This window comes from Clostridium sp. SY8519, from assembly GCF_000270305.1.
Classification (GTDB): Bacteria; Bacillota; Clostridia; order Lachnospirales; family Lachnospiraceae; genus SY8519.
Genome location: NC_015737.1, coordinates 1,513,682 through 1,532,333, shown reverse-complemented (window position 1 = coordinate 1,532,333; position 18,652 = coordinate 1,513,682). Strand labels below are relative to the sequence as shown.

The window sequence follows — 18,652 nt, the reverse complement described above, 5'->3', positions numbered from 1 at the left end:
GAGAAGGCGTGCTTCCGCATCTTCTGTGCGCCTGGTATATAGGGCAAGGTTTAATCATCGACATACATATCATAGAACAAAATGCCGCCCTTCAATGTAAAATTACCGGCGTATACAGATCTTGAAATCCGATAAAGCACTCGTTCCAGAACATATACGGTCAAAACATCCTGAAACGTCCGACCGCTCTTTTGAGCATAGTTTTTCAGTCTGTCTTTTACAGACGCGACACTTCTCATAGCAATACCTCAACAAATTGCTTCATAACTGTCCTGATCCGAAGTATTTCCATTTTGAGTGATTTTCTCTATTCCAGTATAATATCGGGTATCAGAGAAAAGATAGAACTGCATCTGAGACCAGTCCGGAGATGCAGATATCCTTGATGCACGGGGAAGAGCGACATCAACTCGAGACGGCCTTTGCGTAGTCAGATCATAATAGGCGGCAGCACTCAGCAGGCAGATCACGCCTTTATCCTTCGTATAGGCGGGAACGGCATAAAAGTCATTGACTTCCCCATCATATTCCGTATTTTCATAATAACTTCTCGTAACCTTATTCAGTTTTCCCGCTGCAGCCATCTGGTTTATCTTATACAGCGAAAAGCCTGCATGTTTCAAGTTCTTGAACGGAATAAATTGTTGTTGCGAAATATTAGCGGACATCTGATCACCTTCTGCTCATGATTTTATCTAATGTCTGCAGTTTTGTTAATATGCAAACATTAGATAAACAAGAAATAAACATTAACAAAAATGGAAGGTGCAGAAAATGAATATTTTTAAATAAAAAAAGAACCGGAAACCATCCATTCCGATGATTTCCGGCGCCCCTGCCAAGTAGTCGATGCGACTGGATTCGAACCAGCGGCCTCTGCGTCCCGAACGCAGCGCTCTACCAAACTGAGCCACGCATCGCCATGTGCTGTTTTGCAAGCACCTGTACAGTATATGATTTTTGCTATCATATGTCAAGCTGTTTTTACTTTTTCCAGCTTTTGTATCAGACTCCCGTCTGCAATCGATGCGACAGGATTTGAACCTGCGGCCTCTGCGTCCCTAACACAGCGCTCTACCAAGCTGAGCCACGCATCGATAGCTATAACAGCCAAGTACTAGGATATACGATTTTGCCCGTAAATGTCAAGATCCTTTTTTCAAAATTTTGTTTTAACTTCTGTTCATTCTTCCGTGCTGTTTCCAGCACGGAAGAAAAACGGATCATTCACTGCACTCTGCCGCAGACTCCCATCCGGAAGCAGGTGAATGCTAACGCTCTTTGCACTCTGCCACAGACTCCTGATTTTCCTTGGTCTCGGATTCGTCAATGAGCTGCTGCAGGGTCACACTGTCCACATAATCCGATATCACCTTATACATGCCTTCCCAGAAGCCCACTGTCGGGCAGTCATGGTAGTTTTCACACTCATTGACGTCATCTTCCAGGCAGGCGATAGGCGCGAAACTTCCTTCAATGGAACGCAGGATTTCTCCGGCTGTATATTTCTCCGGAGAACGGGACAGGCGATAGCCGCCCTGCGCGCCGCGCACACTGCGCACCAGTCCTGCCCGATGCAGCGGAGTCACAATCTGTTCCAGATATTTTGCGGAGATATGCTGTCTTTTGGCCACATCTTTCAGTGAAATATAAGTGTCACTGCTTCCATAGGTGCCCAGATCAATCATTAGACGCAGCGCATATCTGCCTTTTGTCGATACTTTCATCCTTCACCTCAATTTCTTTCTATGCAGGGGAATCACTTCTCCGGCGCTCAGACTGTGCATCCTGCAGAGTCCCGGTGGCGGAATCTTAATTCCTTATTTCCTAGTAATTATCTATGGTTTCATCTTATACGAAACTGAGGGATTCTGCAAGTTTTTTTTCGCAGCCTGCCGTGTGCCCGCCACAGATGTGATCGCAAACAGCACGGCCACCGCCACCAGCATGGTCAGACACCGGCTGGCCAGCACCCAGAAACCGGGATGCTGCTTAATATAGCTCTGCTGCCAGATGATGTAAAGAATCAGATCCGCCAGCAGCCCGATGACAACCGCAAATACACGGTTGCTGGAATCCAGCAGCGAAAACATGACCGCAAACAGAACAAACATGGACAGAAAGACTACTATCCGGGTCACTTGAATCCGTCTGCCATCCCGTCCGGCCTGCTCCGCATGCCTGATCTGCATTGCTTTTCCCGCCAGCACCCACAGTACAAAGGCGATTCCCGCCCACACAATCAGACGGACAATCTGGTAGCCGGCCGCTTCCTGTCCCGGCGCGGCCGAGGCATGCGTCAGAATCAGGCGCAGGTACAGGGTGATGGGATTCCAGGCATCCAGCCCCCGCACCAAATCCACGCCCTGATGATATTGGAGAATCAGCGTGGTAGGCTCCAGGTTATTCCAGGCTATATGGTACAAAATCTGGTTGATGCTGTAGACCAGGCCGGTAAAGCCGCCGAAAAGCATCAGTTCATACAGCACAATCTCTGTCGCTGTTCCGGACAGGATGCATGCCGCCGCCGTCAGCAGAAAAGCAGTCAGTCCCTGAATCAGCAGCCCGCACAGGATCGCCAGCCAGCTGCACAGCATCCGGGCAGATCCGCCGTAGGCGATCAGATTCACAATAAGGGAAACCAGCATGGGGATTCCCACAGCCAGGCCGATGCCAAAGGCTCCCACCTGAAACCGGGACTGGAACAGCTGTTTTCTGGTCAGTCCCAGAGAGAAAAACATCTCTTCCCGGGAAGGATCCCGCAGGAAGGAATACAGGCTCAGTCCCAGGATCACGCTGCCGGCAATCACCGTATAATAGGACACAATCACAAACCGGGGGCTGATGATCCGATAGGCAAATGCCGGGTGAATGGCCTCGTTAAAAATAGAACGCCCCGGGATCCCTGCCGTCGCAAAGGGAATCAGCACCAGCATAATCGCCAGAAATGTAAGAAAGATTCCCATATTTCTCTTTAAGAGCATCTTTCGGTCATAAGCAAAAAGATTATCGGAAGAAGTGTTCCAGGTCATAGACTTTTCCCTCCTTTTTGCTTTTTTCCTCCATACTGCGGTAATACGCTTCCGTCACATTGTCCAGCAGCATGCGGTCCTCCATATAACCATATCGAGTGTAATTTTTTTCATGAATATGCTTCGCTGTCAGGATCACGATGGCCTCTCTTTTTTCTATATAAGAATGCAGGAGTTTGATGATCATTTCGATCCGCTCGTCGTCCAGATCGTGAAACGGCTTTTCCATCAGCAGGCAGTCCGTACCGGCAGACAGGCCAATGGCCACTTTCGCCAGCTGCAGCTCTTCTTCTGTCATGGTTACGGTCCGCTGATCCGTCTTCAGGGAAAATACATCCGCAAGCTGCAGGAACGTATCGCCGGACCAGTTGGGGTAGTACCCGGAGTAAAAGCGCGCCGTATCCGCCAGCATGCTCCAGGGGCGCATGTACATGGTTCGGCCCATGAAAAAGATCCGCTTTTTCGCCTCCGGATTCTCATAGATCGGTTCCCCATCCAGACGCGCTTCACCGATATCCGGGCGTGAAATACCTGCTATGGTGCGCAGAAGTGCCGCCTTTCCCTCCCGGTCTGTCCCGGCGATCCCATATAAGGTACCCTTCTCTATGGTGACATGGATGTCATTTAAATACAGTTCATTGGCATATCGGTTGGTGATATGATTCAGTTCCAGCATGCTGCTGCCTCCGGCAATTTTTTAATGGTTATACCGAGTAAGTATACGCATTCCCGCAGGAAAATTCAAGTGTGCCCGCAAGCGCGGAATGGTTCACCGCCTGCAGCTGCGGAAAATCCGCCCGCAGATTCAGCTCTCCCTGAAACACAGAAAGATTCCGGCAGCAAACTGCCGGAATCTTTCTGGAAGGCGGACACACCAGACCGCCTTCCCTGTATGATCTGTATCTTGCGAGTTAGTCTTCGAGTTCATCGATATAGTCCGCGATGGCTTCCCCTGCCATGCGCCCGCTGTTTACCGCAAATCCCATAGAGTTGCCGCAGAGCGTGAAGTTATAGCTGTCTCCGTAGATAATATTGGAGTCGTTGCCGCAGGCATAGAGGCCCGGGATCGGATTCTGCTCTTTGTCCAGTACTTCACAGTATTTATTGATCCGCACGCCGCCGATGGAACCGTAGGCCGCCACATAATATTTGCCAACCCGATATTTGCCTTTGCCCATAATAGGATGCAGGAAATCCGGATTCTTGTGGAACTGGGTATCTCTGCCTTCGTCGCACATATCGTTGTAGTCTTCGATGGTTTCTTCCAGTTTGTCCGCGTCGATGCCCAGCTTCTCTGCCAGTTCTTCGATGGATTCCGCCTCGAAATAACCGTCATACCCTTCTGCCTGGGCGCGTTCAAACTCCTCGTCCACAGCCAGGAACGCATCTTCCGGATGAACGATGTCAAAAATGTCCGGTCCGTTTTTCTTGTAATATTTCAGAATGGCGTCGTCCATGATCACATAGGCATATTTGCCCGGCTGCTGCCGAATAGCATTGCCGGTATAGGTTGTATTGCCCATATACTGTTCATTCATGAAACGGTCGCCCCGCTGGTTGATCATCAGATTCGGCTGTCGAAGCACCGCGTCCAGAAGGAACCAGTTCATATTATCCTTCAACTGATAAATGATCTCCAGATTTTCCCCGTATTTTTCAGCGCCGGCTTCCCACATGCCTTTCAGGCCGTCGCCCTGATGAGCCGGGATCCGGAAGGGAAAGAAGTTCTCCCACAGATCCAGTCCGAAGTCCTCTTTCAGCATTTCCGCATTGTTGCCGAATCCGCCGGTAGCGACTACGACTGCTTTGCCCCGAGCTTCGATCTCCTCCCCGTCTTTGTCCACAGCACGGATACCTATCACTCTTCCGTCCTCAACAATCAGGCTCTTCATGGATGTCTCCAGGCAGATGGTACAGCCGTTTTCCTGCGCGTTTTCCGCAAGGATTCTGGCCATGGGGCCTGCCGCCCGGGGGCCGATCACACCGTTTTCCGGCTTAACGATATGCCAGGTGGCTGCGGATTCCTTGAAATAACGGAAGGCGCCCGCAAATTCCACACCCATATCCTCCAGCCATTCGATGGTTTCCGCAGATTTGTTGAAATAGGTCTGCACCAGATCCTCATCCACCTGGAAATGGGTATAACGCATGTGTTCATCCAGCGCTTCCTGCACTGTGATATTGTTGAACATTCGCTTCTGGATCTTGGTGTCAATGCCTAAGGGGCCCATACCCATATTGGCCGCGCCGCCGGTTGTGTTGGTTTTCTCAAACAGGATGGAGGTCAGGTCATTTTCCCCCGCTGTCACTGCTGCCGCCAGGCCTGCCGGGCCGCCGCCGGCGATAATTACATCCGCTTCCATTGTCTTCATAGTTTTTCCTCCTCATAGGTGTATCACTGCTGTTTCTCAGCCATTGCTTACAGGTGTATTGCTGCTGTTGTTCAGCCATTACTTACAGGTGTATCGCTGCTGTTGTTCAGCTGTCACATGTTAAAATACTGTTTTATTTTCCTGTATCCCGTCCGGATCAGTGTTTTTTGAATTTTCCCACCTTGGTCAGACGGGTGGGCAGTTTCGGCACACGTCCGGATGTGCGGATAATCGCTTCCTCTTCACATACGTCTATGCATTTGCCGCATTTTGTGCAGGAAAACTCATCGATCATATGGATGTATTTCGCCTTGCCTTCAATGGCGTCTTCCGGACAGACATCCGCGCATTCTTCACAGCCGGTGCACAGCTTCGGATCAATGTAAATGGACTGGAAAGCCGTGCAGATCCCCTTCCTGCATTTTTTCTTGATATGCTCGCTGTATTCCGTTTCAAACAGTTTCAGTGTCCCCATGGTAAAATCCGATGCGGTCTGCCCCATGGAGCAGGGGGTGGAAAAGACCATTGCCTCGCCGATTTCCTCCATCAGCGCAAGGTAGTCCTTCTTTCCTTTTCCTTCGGTCATCTCCCGGGTCATGGTATGCAGCTGGAACAGGCCTTCCCGGCAGAAATTGCATTTGCCGCAGCTGTGCCTGCGCTCTGCCAGCAGAACCCGTTCTGCCTCATGCACCATGCAGCAACCTTCCGCATAGACGGTAATGACACCATTGCCCATCGGTGTTTCCGCTTCGATGACCGTATCCAGCACACCGGTGTCATACACTTTGGTTCCCAGCAGTACCGCCCGGGCGGTTTCTGCCTCGACGCCGGCTTCTTCAAGCACCTGACGTACCGTTGTCCCGTAGGAAACCTTTTTCAGGGCGCTGACAGTCTCTGTGTCACCCGGCGCAATCCGGCGGACCGCCAGACAGGTCCCCGGTTCATAGCTGTCCGCCATAAGGTCTGCCAGGGCGGCCATGGTCTCAATGTGATGAATGGCTCCGGCCCGGTTGGCACGGATATTGATAATGCCGGAAATCAGTTCCACGCCTGCCGCCTGTGCCTTTTCTTCCAGCTCTTTGCGAAGCTCCGTCTCTTCTTCCGGCAGATAGAGCCATTTTTCTTCCACATTCAGAGCCAGAGCGGCAATCGCCATGCCGTCAAAGACTTTATCGGGAGTTTCCCGCAGGATGCCCAGCAGCGCGCCGGTAAGATCTGCGTTGTCCAGTCCGCAGGCCACACGCACCGGCACTTCCGCGGTGTCTTTTCCTGCCAGCACTGCCTCCCATTTTTCTGCCACCGGCTGTCTGCTGATGCCGAATTCCAGGAGTCCCGCTTCGGCAGTTTTTTCCAGAATGCCCCGGGCGCCCAGAGCTTTCGCGCTGTCTGTTGCTTTACTCATTGGCCTGTACCTCCTTGCGTTCGGTAAATTCATTCCACAGTCTCGGCGGAGCGATGTCCAGGCGCAGGTCGCACTGAAGACAGCGTTCTGTCTCGCCGCAGATATCCCCGTCGCAGATGCCGAAATCCACCTGGTCAAAATTGTCCGCCCGTTCTGCGCAGGCACGGATTCGGGGCTGTTTTCGTTCCAGATCGCCGAAGTGTTCCATTTTTCCGATATGGGGATCTCTGATCTGTTCCGGTGCCAGTGTCTCTGAAATATCGCCGTCACCGCCCAGATAGCGGTCGATGGCAGAGGCCGCGTCCCGTCCGGCGGCAATTGCCTTGATTACCGATTTTGTGCCGTACACCACGTCGCCGGCCGCGAAAATGCCTTCCACCGAGGACGCTCCCGTATCTTCCGCCACGGCGATACTGCCGGCCCGGCCCAGTTCCAGTCCGAACTGATCCGTTCCCGCCGGATGCTGTCCCGTGGCAAAAATCACCGTATCCGCTGCAATACGCTGTTCGGAGCCTTCTTCCTTCTCAATGACTGCCCGATGGTTTTCATCAAACGAAAAGGATCTTACCTGCATAAAATCCACGCCGGTCACCCGGTCGCTGCCAGTAATCCGCTCAAACGTCCGGGCCGGATAGATCTGTACGCCTTCCTCCTGCGCCTGCAGAATCTCTTCCTCATCCGCAGTCATAGCCTCCCGCGCCTCCAAGCAGGCCAGATGCACTTCCTCAGCACCCAGCCGCTTCGCACTGCGGGCACAGTCAAAGGCCACATTTCCGCCGCCCAGCACAATGACCCGTTTTCCAATGCCTGTGTCCTGTTCCATGGCGCAGTTTTGCAGAAAATCAATGTTCAGCAGCACCCCGGGCAGATCACTGCCTTCCATGGGCAGACGCACACCCTGGTGCGAACCGATGGTCAGAAGCACCGCGTCATAGTCCTGCAGCAGCTTCTGAGGATCCTCCACTTTCACGCCGGTCTCTATATTCACACCCTGCTGCCGGATCACATCGATCTCCCCATCCAGCAGATGACGCGGCATGCGGTAGGCAGGAATGCCGTACTGCATCATGCCACCGCATTTCGGCAGGGCTTCTTTAACGGTCACCGTATGTCCCTGTTTTCTCAGATAATACGCTGCTGTCAGTCCTGCCGGGCCGCCGCCGATCACGCAGACTTTCCTGCCGGTATCCGGCAGCTGCCTGCCTTTGCCTTTCCAGTATCTGCCGGTGTCGTGTTCCGACGCGTACCGCTTGATGTTGCGGATGGACATCGGGGAATTCACCTCGCCCCGGCGGCAGTTCATTTCGCACTCATGATTGCATACATAGCCAAGCGCCGTCGGGAACGGCACTTTTTCCCTGATCACTGCTGTGGCCGCATCAAAATCCCCCTGTTTTACAAACCGGATATACCGCGGCACATCGGTATGGGCCGGACAGGCCGCACGGCAGGGAACCAGGAGTTCTTCCCTTGTTTTGCCGCTTTCTGCCGCCTGGATCCGGTCACGGATGGAACCGGTGGGACAGACTTCCGCGCAGGCTCCGCAGAACCGGCAGTCTTCCTCTTTTAACAATTTTCCGTGGAGCGTCGCCACGTATACTTCCAGGTCCTTCTTGGTATAATCCAGGATTCCCACGCCGCGCAGGCCTCTGCAGGCCCGCACACAGCGGCCGCACAACACACAGCGGTTCATGTCATGGATCAGAAGGGGATTTCGTTCCTCAGCCGCGGCGCCCTTGTTCCGGGTGCGCACCCGGGCATTGTTGGCGCCCACATACTGAATCAGGGTCTGCAGTTCGCAATTGCCATATTTCGGACAGGTAGAGCAATCCTCCGGATGGGCTGCCAGCAGCAGTTCCAGGGCCAGCATGCGCAGTTTGTTCACACGTTCCGTCTTTGTATGAATCACCATGCCGTCTTCCGGTTTCAGCATACAGGAAGGCACCACTTCCTCCTGCCCTTCCACCTCTACGATGCACATGCGGCAGCTGCCGTTTTCCGCAAGGTCTTTGTGATGGCACAGATGGGGAATGTAAATTCCCGCATCCAGCGCGCTCTGCAGCACATTCTGGCCGTCCGGCACCGTCAGCCTGACACCGTCAATCGTTATCTCTGCCATGTTTTCTCTCCTTTCGGCGTCCCGAAAAACACACCTCTCACGCTTCCCGGAAATCCGGTAGTTCTACAGTTGTTTGACACTTCTGTGTTTTCTATGATAGTTTAATTGAAGTATAGCATATGCATGGATAAAACACCTCAAACACCAGTTAAAACTTGTTCTTCAAATATTTTTTCTTTTTCAACAAATGTTGAATTTACAAGAAAGGAGATTCTTCTTATGATGTCCCTGCGCCAGCTTCTGAAACAATCCGCGAATGGTCTTCCGCCGGACTTTACCGTCATTTTTCCCGGCGGAGACGCCCTTCCCGGCGAAAGCCCAATTTCCGCCGGGAACGCCCTGGAAAACCGAATGATCCGCCACGTGGACCTGCTTCGCCGGGACACGCTGTTTGACCCGGACACCCTCTACCTCTGTGACGGACAACTCCCGGCGCCCGCGCATCTCCCGGCGCATCCGGAGGACTTCCTGCTTCTGCTCGCCAGACCCCAGTCATCCCCCTTTACCGTACTCTGTGCCGCTAAGCCTTTCTCTGCCCCGGAACTGTTCCGTGTCCTGAATGAACGGCTGGCCCTGGAAGACCGTCTGGAATCCGCGGTCTCCTGCCTGTGCCATACGCTGTACACCGGGGACGGCCTGAACCGCCTGGCCATTGAGCTGGAACGCTGCCTTTCCCATCCGGTGTCCATTCTGGATGCCTCCTATAACATACTGGCCTCCTCCCCCTCCATGTCCCAGGTCTCTTTCGGCATCAAAACATCCGGAACCGACCGGTTCCTTGCTTCCTCAGAAATCGAAAGCCTCCGGCGTCTGCAGATCGAAGACCGGATCTACGGCACCTCCGAAGCCTTCTGCGTCAGTCCGGAAGACCACCCGGAGACCAACTGGATCTTTGCCGGCATCCGCATCCACCACGTAATGACCGGTTATGTGGCCGTCTGTCTGCCCGGCGATCAGACGGCCTCAGAATACGAACTGCGGCTGACGACTGCCTTTGCGGAAATCTGTTCCGTGGAAATGCAGAAACACGACTTTTTCATCGAACGCACCGGTATGCAGTATGAAAATTTTCTGATCGAGCTTCTGGAAGGGCGGTTTTCCGATGTCAACCTGATCGCCTCCCGGCTGGAGCTGCTAAACCGCCGCTTCGGACATTTTTTCTGTATTATCACACTGGACTGCACGGTTCCCCACGACAGCTCCCTGTTTAACGAACGGCAGATGTCCACCCTGCGCAAGTTTTATCCTAACTGCATGTCCGTGGTCTACAAGGATCGGATTGTGCTTTTCATCAATCAGGATACTCCAGTGCAGACCGCGCCGGAGTACCTGTCCCCTCTGGAGGATTTCTGCCGCAGAAATTCCATGATTGCAGGCATCAGCCAGCCGTTTTCTGATATTCTGAAAATCAACCGGTTTTACGAGCAGTCTGTACGCACCCTGGAGCTTCTGTCGGATACTGCCGACCCGGATCAAATTCTTTTTTACAGTACGGATGCCCTGGTACCTTATCTCTTTTCCTGTTGTGACTATCCCGGCCTGGAAATCGGCATCCACCATCATCTGTTTGAGCTGCGGGATCATGATGAAGCAAATCATACAGAGTTTATCCGCACCCTGCGCACCTATCTGGACTGTGACCGGAATGCCACCCGCACGGCAGAAGCGCTGCACATCCACCGCAGCACCTTTTTTTACCGCGTAAAAAAAATCGAAGAACTCCTGGGAATTTCCATTACTGACAGCCGCCTGCTCTTTCTCTACGAACTGTCCTTCCGGATCCTGGATTATCTCAGCCGCTGAAAGCGGTAATTTCGTTAAAAAATAAAAAACACCGGAGACTTCGGTACGCTTGCCCCATAGTTTCAGCGGCAGGAGTCCTTTGTCTCCGGTGTATGATTCTGTTTTTCTTTTTTATCTGTCCGCCGGATCTGTCGAGCCGGCAGCTTCCCGCAAAAAAGCAAATATCGCAAATCACTCCAGCAGCTTGCGCAGCCGCAGAAGGGTAATGGTACCCCGCAGATACGGCGCGGCGTCCAGGGAAAGCGCGGCGATGTTTTCCGGGAGTCCGAGTTGTGTCAGAGCCGTCCGGCAGCCGGCCGCCCTCAGATGGCGCTGCAGACCGTCCGGCCGAGGCAGACTGTCAATGACATCCGCGATTGCTTCCAGACTGTCTTCAAAGGCATCCAGGTCGATGTCTTCCAGCGGATTCGGAGTATTCTCGGCAATGATCTGCTCCAGTACCTCAGGATCCCGGAAAACCCGCTCCAGAAGCATGTATTCGATCCCTTTGGATTCTTCGGTATCCACCCGGAGTTTGCCCTGACGGATGGCGGGAACCATTTTCTTATACTGATCCAGCACCAGGAACATGGCTGTAAGCACGCTTTCTCCGTATAACGCGTCCGGCGCCGGATTGATCACTGCCATCTTCCACAGGTGGGCCACATGGTGCTCCGCGCCGCACACTGCCTGATTTTCTCCCGGTACACCCGTCATAATACCGAAATAGATCAGCGTATCCATCAGTGCTTCTGTCGCGAACACATCTCCGGCGCAGATATCCTCCAGCTGATCGATCACCCGGGAAATCCTGCTGCGCATCTCCTGATAAATCTCTTCATCAAACCAGGCATCACTTACCAGATGGGATACTTTCCAGTCGGCCAGCGCGGTCAGCCTGCTGATCACATCGGATACTCCCGCCAATGTCAGGCGTTTTGGCGCATGAACAAAGAGATTTGTGTCCGCCAGGATCCAGCTTGGCGCCACGGATGGCACTTCTTTGCGTATTCCGTCCGGATCCCGCAGAATCATACTGCAGGAGAACCCGTCGGTGCTGGCCGCAGTGGGGACAGAGATAAACGGGATCTCGAACTCCTCTGCCGCGTAACGTGTCAGGTCGTGGATCGTTCCCGCTCCGATCGCCACCAGAATGTCCACCGGCACACTGCTCAACCCGAGATCGCAGTCCTCCACCTGAGACAAAATCTTTTGTTTGCTTGCTTCATCGGCCTGTAAGCCAGTCGGGTCCAGTTCAATGACCAGATAATCCTTGAACTCTTCTTCCAGATACGGTTCAGCCGCGGCCCGCGTACTGCTGTCGCAGATAAAGACCGGATTCTGATACTGGTATTCCAGCAGAATATCATCCAGTCTGGCGGTAGCCCCCGGTTCGATCCGGATCTCCCGGATCCCGTCAGGATGCTCCCGTCCGCAGACCCGCGGCTTGCTTAAATGCCCGAGGTCAACGTCCATAGATTGTGCTTCTCCTTATTCTGTCAATCACATGATAGTTGCGATTCATAATCTCTTTTATTTTATCTGTAGCGGGAAGCAGGGTCAACCATTTTTCTTCTTTTATGCAATTCTCCTAAAAACCTGTGGATTATTTTGGCATATTATTTTCTGTGCAGGATCACCGCTTCCCGTCTTTCATAGGGGCCGAAAGCGAAGAATCCTTCATCTCTGGCCGGGCGGAAGCACTCCTTGGCAATGATATGATTGTGTGTATACGGGTGTCCTTCTATCCTCCGATAGCAGTCAGTGTCAGAAAAAGTCTCCCGCTGATAGGGATCAAAGGCCCGGACCGCATCGCCCTCTTCCCCGGTCAGCAATATATAATGGCCGCAGCCGCAGAACACCCGGACGATCACAGCGTCACCCTGACGCAGTCCCCGGATCAGCCGGCTGCCTTCCTCCAGGGACACCTGATCGCCAGAAAGGAACTCTGCCTGTACCGGCAGGCGGCCGCTGCGTCCCAGACCGGTGAGCCAGGAAGCCACATGCTGCATCGCCTCCGCCGTGGTGCCTGCTTCGCCCCGTACCCCGCTGGCGCCGTAACCGTCCAGCGTGAATAAAAAGATATTCCGCACCAGCTCCGGCGGAATCTCCTCCCGTTCAAACAGATAATTCACCGCGTTCAGCAGTGTAACCGGACCGCAGTCAAAGTCAGTCATCTGATAATGCAGACGATTCTTCATTTTCGCTTTCCTCTCTCTTATAACCCCGATTGCCTATCTGGTAAATAGGCTATTTAACTTTGATACGATTATAATCCGGTTTTTTTCCAGCGTCAAGCGGTTTTTCCCCATTTATTTCACCTGTTTTCATCGGGCTGTTCTCTGCGCTTTCGAACCGTTTCCACGCCGGAACACATGCCCGTAACGTTCCGGATGTTTCCCTGCGCTTCCGAACCGTTTCCACACCGGAGCACATGCCCGGTAACGTTTCTGCTGTTTCCCTGCACTTCCGGACCGTTCCCATCCCGCTCAGCTCTGCCGCTTATTCCACATAGACCGGGTGCACTTCCAGGTCCAGTGATTTCAAAAGCTCGATTTCTCTGCTGTGACATCCGGTCAGAAACACCTGGCAGTCCCAGCCGGCGATTTCCCGAAACCGGGCGCGCAGCTGCTCGTCACTGTACCCTGCATACGATTCCTCCACGAGCACCGGATACACTTCTTCCGCTTCCCGCGTTTGCTCTTCAGCGGTTTCCGATCGATCCATCTTTTTCTTTTCCTGTATGGCGCCGACAGCTACCATGAGGGCAAATACCACACAGGCCGGAATCACAGCCGTCCGGGATACATTTCCGGAACGGTAGCCGAACATCACCACCAAAAACAGCACCACTCCCGCCGTCATCAGCGGATTCCAGTGCCGCGCCTTTCCTCCCCAGGCATGTCCCACCGGCGTGCCGGTGGCCTGATCCCAGCCGGATACGGCAGTTCTTCCTGCTTCCAGTTCCTGCTGCAGCTGCCGGCAGCGCTGCTTTTCCGATTCCGCGTCAGCGCCCTCTGCCTTCCCTGCTTCCCGGGCCTGTCGGATCCTGGCGCTGATTTCAGCCTGAAGCCTGCGTTTCCCGGCTTCATCCGGTCCGAAAATCACGTTGATGCCTTGCCGGAAGGAATAGCGGATTCCCCCGTTTTCATCTCCCAGATATACCTCTTCCAGATACATGACTGCCTTCTGCCTCTCTTTCCATTCAGGCACGGATCGTGTATACTACCTGTAACCGCCGGCCGCGGTGCTGTTCCTGCTAAACCGAACGGACGACGAATTGCTTACAGAAAGGATTCACCTATGATACTGCCTGAATTATTTATTTTTGATATGGACGGGCTCCTCTTTGATACGGAGCGCCTGTTTATGGAACTGCGCGGAAAAGTCCTGGAAAAATACGGATATATCCACCGTGAGGAAGATTATATCCGCACCATGGGCACCGCGGGCAGCACACTGTCTGCTCTTCTCACAGAAATCTACGGCCCCGGCTATCCGGAACAGGCCATTACAACCGAGGCACGGGAGGCGGAACTTGCCCACCTGAAAGCCCACGGCCCGAAAATAAAACCCGGGATTCTGTCTCTGCTCAGCTATCTGAAAGTATATCAGATCCCGGCCTGTGTGGCTACTTCCACCACATCGGAATATGCCGCCTCATTTCTGAAGGCCGGCGGCATCTATGATGCCTTTTCTTTCGTTCTGACCGGTGATCAGGTAACCCGTTCCAAACCGGATCCGGAGATGTTTCTGACCTGCTGCCGCCGGGCCGGTGTACCGCCGGAGCACGCCCTGGTCCTGGAAGATTCGGAAAACGGCGTCCGCGCAGCCGCCGCCGGACACATCCCCGTCATCTGCATTCCGGATCTGAAACAGCCCTCCCCGGAAGTCCGCGCCATGGCTACCTGGGTCCTGGACTCTGCCGAGGAAGTACCGGCGCTGTTTGGTTTTGAGAAAACAGCGGAATGATGTCCCTGATCCGGAATAAAACAGATTCCCTGTCCGCTATTCTTTCTTCACTTATTTTAGATTTTCATACACAAAGAAAGTCCCGAAACCACTGCGGTTCCGGGACTTTCCTGTGTTTCTCGTTCCTAGCCCTGAATTTCTTTGATCAGATTGATCATCTCAATTGCGGAGCATGCCACATCATAGCCTTTGTTGCCCGCCTTAGTGCCGGAGCGCTCAATGGCCTGCTCAATATTATCGGTGGTAACGATACCGAACAGGGTCGGTACGCCGGATTTCAGTCCCACCTGCGCAACGCCTTTGGCTGCTTCGTTGCATACCAGATCATAGTGGCTGGTGGCGCCTTTGATCACAGCGCCCAGGCACAGAACTGCGTCATATTTGCCGGATTCTGCCATTTTCTGGGCGATCAGCGGAATCTCAAACGCTCCCGGCACCCAGGCCAGATCAATATTTTCATCGGCCACACCATGACGTACCAGGGCATCCTGCGCGCCGCCGACCAGTTTGGACACGATAAATTCATTAAATCTCGCTGCTACAATGCCGATTTTCACATCTCCGGCTACTACTTTACCTTCTAACTTATTCATAATCCGTTCTCCTGCTGTCTTTTGTAATTTTATTTGTAATTTGTCATATGGTGCATTTTTTCCTGTTTGGTCTTCAGATAGCGATAGTCGAATTTCTGCGCTTTGATCTGAATCGGCACCCGCTCCTCGATGGTGATGCCATAGCCTGCCAGGCCGGTGATTTTCTTCGGGTTGTTGGTCAGAAGACGCAATTTTCTGGCTCCGATATCCCGGAGGATCTGGGCGCCTACGCCATATTCCCGCATGTCTGCCGGGAACCCAAGCTTAATGTTGGCTTCTACCGTGTCATAGCCCTGTTCCTGCAGTTCGTAGGCTTTCAGCTTGTTGATCAGGCCGATGCCACGGCCTTCCTGGCGCAGGTAGAGAACGATGCCGCGGCCTTCTTCCGCCACCATCTCCATGGCCTTGTGCAGCTGATCGCCGCAGTCGCATCTGCTGGATCCGAATACGTCGCCGGTGAGGCACTCGGAATGTACCCGGCACAGAACCGGCTCCCCGTCTGCCACATCTCCCATGACCAGGGCAACGTGATGATCGCCGGTAAGGATATTTTCATAGCCGTAAATCTGGAAATTGCCGTATTTGGTCGGCAGCTTGGCATCTGCTTCCCTGCGTACTAGGCTCTCGTTGTTTAACCGGAATTTGATCAGATCCGCGATGGTGATTACGGTCAGCTGTCTGTCTTCCGCGAATTCCAGCAGCTCCGTGGTGCGCATCATGGTACCGTCTTCCCGCATGATTTCACAGCACAGGCCCACCGGTTTCAGGCCGGCCAGACGGCAGAGATCCACAGTGGCCTCTGTGTGTCCGTCGCGGACAAGCACACCGCCTTCTTTTGCCCGCAGCGGAAACATATGGCCCGGGCGGCGGAAATCCGAAGGTTTCGCGTCTGCTTCCACTGTTTTCCGCGCGGTAATGGAACGCTCTGCCGCGGAAATGCCTGTGGTGGTGTCCACATGGTCGATGGATACGGTAAATGCCGTGCAGTGGTTGTCCGTATTTACATTGACCATCTGCTCCAGTTCCAGCTTATCGCAGTACTCGCCGCTCATGGGCATACAGATCAGTCCCTTGGCGTCGGATGCCATCATATTTACATTCTCTGTGGTGGCAAATTCTGCCGCACAGATCAGGTCTCCTTCATTTTCCCGTTCCGGATCGTCGATGACAAGGATTACCTTGCCGTTGCGCAGATCCTCCAGTGCCTGTTCTACTGTTCCAATTTCTTTTGCCATATGATTTACTTCCTTTCTCTACAGAAAGCCGTTTTCCATAAGAAATGCTTCTGAGATCCTGCTTTCTGTTTTTTTCTCTGCTGTTTCGCCGCTGTAGGGGCGCATCAGTTTTTCTATGTATTTGCCGATGATATCGCATTCCAGATTGACCATACTGCCGGCCTCCCGGGATGACAGGGCTGTCACTTCCCGGGTATGGGGGATGATGGAGACTTTGAACACCTCCTCATCCACATATGCCACCGTCAGGCTGATCCCGTCAATGGTAATGGAACCCTTTTCCACGATATAGCGCAGCACTTCCGGCGAAGCCGCGATAGTGTACCACACCGCGTTGTCATCCTGTTCCAGGGAACGGATAATTCCGGTACCGTCGATATGTCCGGATACGATATGACCGCCGAATCTGCCGTCTGCGGGCATGGCCCGCTCCAGATTCACCGGGCTTCCGGGGCCTAACTGTCCCAGGGAACTCCGGTCCAGGGTCTCCGGCATGGCATCCGCCGTGAAATAACCGCTGCCGATGGACGTGGCCGTCAGGCAGACGCCGTTGACCGCGATACTGTCTCCGACCTTACTGCCCTGCAGCACTTCGGTACATGCCACGGTCAGCACACAGGATCTGCTGCCGCGCCGGATATTCTGGATCCGGCCGACTTCTTCCACCAGACCTGTAAACATCTTATCACCTTCTTACTGTTTTTCTTTCAGATAACCGACGACCCGCAGGTCTCCATCCAGAAGACTGACTTCCAGATCTGACAGTGCCAGGGCATCTGCCATCCGTTCCACGCCTCTGCCCCGCACCGGGGTGGGCGCGTCTTTGCCTCCTGCGATCTTTCCGGCTATATATACATATACCTTGCGGACAATTCCCGCTTCAAAGGCAGAGGCATTCAGGGTTCCGCCGCCTTCGATCAGCACACTGTCGATCTTCTTTTCTCCCAGCTGCCGCATCAGTTCCTTCAGATCCGGCCTGGTCTGCCCGGCGCACAGCACTTCCACGCCTGCCCGGGTCAGCTGCTCTGCTTTTTCTTTTTTCTGGTTTATGGCATCCGCGCCGGCCGCCACAATAGTGGGAATTTCCCGGGCCGTCTGCACCAGTTTGGATTCCATCGGAATCCGCAGACCGGAATCGCATACAATCCGGACGGGATCCGCGCCTTCGGCAATTCTGCAGTTCAGCATCGGATCATCCGCCAGCACGGTTCCGATTCCCACCATAATGCCGGAATACAGTTTCCGCAGCTGCTGCACATCCTGCCGGGAGGACTCGTTGGTCACCCATTTGGAGTCGCCGGAAGCGCAGGCGATCTTGCCGTCCAGCGTCATGGCGTATTTTGCCGCCACATAGGGCGTTCCATGGGTAATAAAGTGATAGAACACTTCGTTTAATTTCAGGCATTCCTCTTCCAGAATGCCGGTCGTGACCGGAATGCCGTGATCCCTCAGGATCTGCACGCCTTTGCCTGCCACCAGGGGATTGCTGTCCATACTGCCCACATAGACATGGCCGATTTTCTTTTCCAGAATAATCTCTGTGCAGGGCGGGGTCTTCCCGTGGTGGCAGCAGGGCTCCAGCGTAACATAAAGGTCGGCGCCCGCCGGATCCTCTCTGCAGCGCAGCAGCGCATTGCGCTCTGCATGATATTCGCCACATCTTTCGTGATATCCTTCACTGATGATTCTGCCGTCTTTGACCACAACACAGCCCACCATCGGATTGGGGGATGTATACCCCGCTCCCTGTCTGGCCAGCCGGATGGCCCGGCTCATGTACTGTTCTTCCTGCGTCATCCTGTATGCCCCTTCCGGTACGTGCCTTTTCTGCCGCAGCAGGCACAGCCACGAACCGGCGGCATTCCCGCCGGCAGACGCCCGCCGCGTAAAAAAATCCCTGCGGAATCTCCGCAGGGATGTGAAATCATTTGCACGCAAAAAATGAATCCTTCTTCTTCCATCCAGACTGTACTGTCGGCCCCGGAATCTCACCGGATCTGCTGTCCGTATCGGACGCTCGCGGGCTTTACCGCCGGTAGGGAATTGCACCCATCCCTGAAGATACGATATGCTCTTGTCTGTTATCTTTCTGACACAGACAGTATAGCACTCCTGCCTGCTGTATGCAACGTTTTCCTGAGTTTT

General features: G+C 53.7%; 16 protein-coding genes, 2 tRNA genes and 1 riboswitch. Of the genes, 2 read left to right on the top strand and 16 right to left on the bottom strand.

The genetic code is table 11. The features are described from left to right. Nucleotides 1-248: 248 nt before the first annotated feature. The 9 genes from CXIVA_RS07235 to CXIVA_RS07195 all read right to left on the bottom strand — a co-directional run bounded on the left by CXIVA_RS07235 (nt 249) and on the right by CXIVA_RS07195 (nt 8,925). A complete protein-coding gene (locus CXIVA_RS07235; RefSeq protein ID WP_013977352.1) occupies nt 249-668 on the bottom strand; it encodes a hypothetical protein in 420 nt (139 codons plus the stop codon). Between the two features lie 178 nt (nt 669-846). Continuing rightward, a tRNA-Pro gene (locus tag CXIVA_RS07230) sits at nt 847-920 on the bottom strand. A 103-nt stretch (nt 921-1,023) separates the two neighbouring features. Beyond that, a tRNA-Pro gene (locus tag CXIVA_RS07225) sits at nt 1,024-1,097 on the bottom strand. A 174-nt stretch (nt 1,098-1,271) separates the two neighbouring features. Continuing rightward, on the bottom strand, nt 1,272-1,727 hold the full coding sequence (locus CXIVA_RS07220; RefSeq protein WP_013977351.1) for an Rrf2 family transcriptional regulator: 456 nt from the start codon (nt 1,725-1,727) through the stop codon (nt 1,272-1,274). A 111-nt stretch (nt 1,728-1,838) separates the two neighbouring features. Continuing rightward, nucleotides 1,839-3,032: a hypothetical protein gene (locus CXIVA_RS07215; RefSeq protein ID WP_013977350.1), complete on the bottom strand. Its 1,194-nt coding sequence runs from the start codon at nt 3,030-3,032 to the stop codon at nt 1,839-1,841. Further along, the gene (locus tag CXIVA_RS07210) at nt 3,007-3,708 is read right to left on the bottom strand and encodes an ATP-binding cassette domain-containing protein (protein WP_013977349.1); all 702 of its coding nucleotides are present in this window, start codon (nt 3,706-3,708) and stop codon (nt 3,007-3,009) included. Before CXIVA_RS07210 ends, CXIVA_RS07215 begins: the two co-directional genes overlap by 26 nt. 235 nt (nt 3,709-3,943) lie before the next feature. Continuing rightward, nucleotides 3,944-5,404 (bottom strand): FAD-dependent oxidoreductase, encoded by a 1,461-nt coding sequence (locus CXIVA_RS07205; RefSeq protein ID WP_013977347.1) that lies wholly within the window; start codon nt 5,402-5,404, stop codon nt 3,944-3,946. A gap of 157 nt (nt 5,405-5,561) precedes the next feature. Beyond that, nucleotides 5,562-6,806, bottom strand: a complete 1,245-nt coding sequence (locus tag CXIVA_RS07200) for an NADH-ubiquinone oxidoreductase-F iron-sulfur binding region domain-containing protein (protein WP_013977346.1) — start codon at nt 6,804-6,806, stop codon at nt 5,562-5,564. Beyond that, nucleotides 6,799-8,925 (bottom strand): FAD-dependent oxidoreductase, encoded by a 2,127-nt coding sequence (locus CXIVA_RS07195; RefSeq protein WP_013977345.1) that lies wholly within the window; start codon nt 8,923-8,925, stop codon nt 6,799-6,801. Before CXIVA_RS07195 ends, CXIVA_RS07200 begins: the two co-directional genes overlap by 8 nt. Before the next feature lie 219 nt (nt 8,926-9,144). Here CXIVA_RS07195 and CXIVA_RS07190 point away from each other — a divergent pair, with 219 nt between their 5' ends. After that, on the top strand, nt 9,145-10,728 hold the full coding sequence (locus tag CXIVA_RS07190; RefSeq protein WP_041727727.1) for a helix-turn-helix domain-containing protein: 1,584 nt from the start codon (nt 9,145-9,147) through the stop codon (nt 10,726-10,728). A gap of 171 nt (nt 10,729-10,899) precedes the next feature. Here the strand turns inward: CXIVA_RS07190 and CXIVA_RS07185 are convergent, their stop codons facing one another. The 3 genes from CXIVA_RS07185 to CXIVA_RS07170 all read right to left on the bottom strand — a co-directional run bounded on the left by CXIVA_RS07185 (nt 10,900) and on the right by CXIVA_RS07170 (nt 13,887). Beyond that, nucleotides 10,900-12,183, bottom strand: a complete 1,284-nt coding sequence (locus CXIVA_RS07185; protein WP_013977342.1) for a sn-glycerol-1-phosphate dehydrogenase — start codon at nt 12,181-12,183, stop codon at nt 10,900-10,902. A 143-nt stretch (nt 12,184-12,326) separates the two neighbouring features. Then, a complete protein-coding gene (locus CXIVA_RS07180) occupies nt 12,327-12,908 on the bottom strand; it encodes a hypothetical protein (RefSeq protein WP_013977341.1) in 582 nt (193 codons plus the stop codon). Between the two features lie 301 nt (nt 12,909-13,209). Continuing rightward, nucleotides 13,210-13,887 carry a hypothetical protein gene (locus CXIVA_RS07170; RefSeq protein WP_013977339.1) on the bottom strand — a complete coding sequence of 226 codons (678 nt, stop codon included), beginning with the start codon at nt 13,885-13,887 and terminating at the stop codon, nt 13,210-13,212. A gap of 123 nt (nt 13,888-14,010) precedes the next feature. Between CXIVA_RS07170 and CXIVA_RS07165 the strand changes: the two genes are divergently transcribed. Beyond that, nucleotides 14,011-14,679, top strand: a complete 669-nt coding sequence (locus CXIVA_RS07165; RefSeq protein WP_013977338.1) for an HAD family phosphatase — start codon at nt 14,011-14,013, stop codon at nt 14,677-14,679. Nucleotides 14,680-14,804: 125 nt separating this feature from the next. Here CXIVA_RS07165 and ribE read toward each other — a convergent pair whose 3' ends face one another. From ribE to ribD, 4 genes are read right to left on the bottom strand one after another with little or no spacing between them, the layout of a single operon-like run. Next, nucleotides 14,805-15,272 (bottom strand): 6,7-dimethyl-8-ribityllumazine synthase, encoded by a 468-nt coding sequence (ribE, locus tag CXIVA_RS07160; RefSeq protein ID WP_013977337.1) that lies wholly within the window; start codon nt 15,270-15,272, stop codon nt 14,805-14,807. Nucleotides 15,273-15,301: 29 nt separating this feature from the next. Beyond that, complete coding sequence (locus tag CXIVA_RS07155; protein WP_013977336.1) at nt 15,302-16,507, bottom strand: bifunctional 3,4-dihydroxy-2-butanone-4-phosphate synthase/GTP cyclohydrolase II; 1,206 nt, start codon at nt 16,505-16,507, stop codon at nt 15,302-15,304. Between the two features lie 18 nt (nt 16,508-16,525). Beyond that, the gene (locus CXIVA_RS07150) at nt 16,526-17,188 is read right to left on the bottom strand and encodes a riboflavin synthase (protein ID WP_013977335.1); all 663 of its coding nucleotides are present in this window, start codon (nt 17,186-17,188) and stop codon (nt 16,526-16,528) included. A 12-nt stretch (nt 17,189-17,200) separates the two neighbouring features. Beyond that, nucleotides 17,201-18,304, bottom strand: coding sequence for a bifunctional diaminohydroxyphosphoribosylaminopyrimidine deaminase/5-amino-6-(5-phosphoribosylamino)uracil reductase RibD (gene ribD, locus CXIVA_RS07145; RefSeq protein ID WP_083834977.1), 1,104 nt, complete (start codon nt 18,302-18,304; stop codon nt 17,201-17,203). A 148-nt stretch (nt 18,305-18,452) separates the two neighbouring features. Continuing rightward, nucleotides 18,453-18,574, bottom strand: a riboswitch (FMN riboswitch). Between the last annotated feature and the right edge of the window lie 78 nt (nt 18,575-18,652).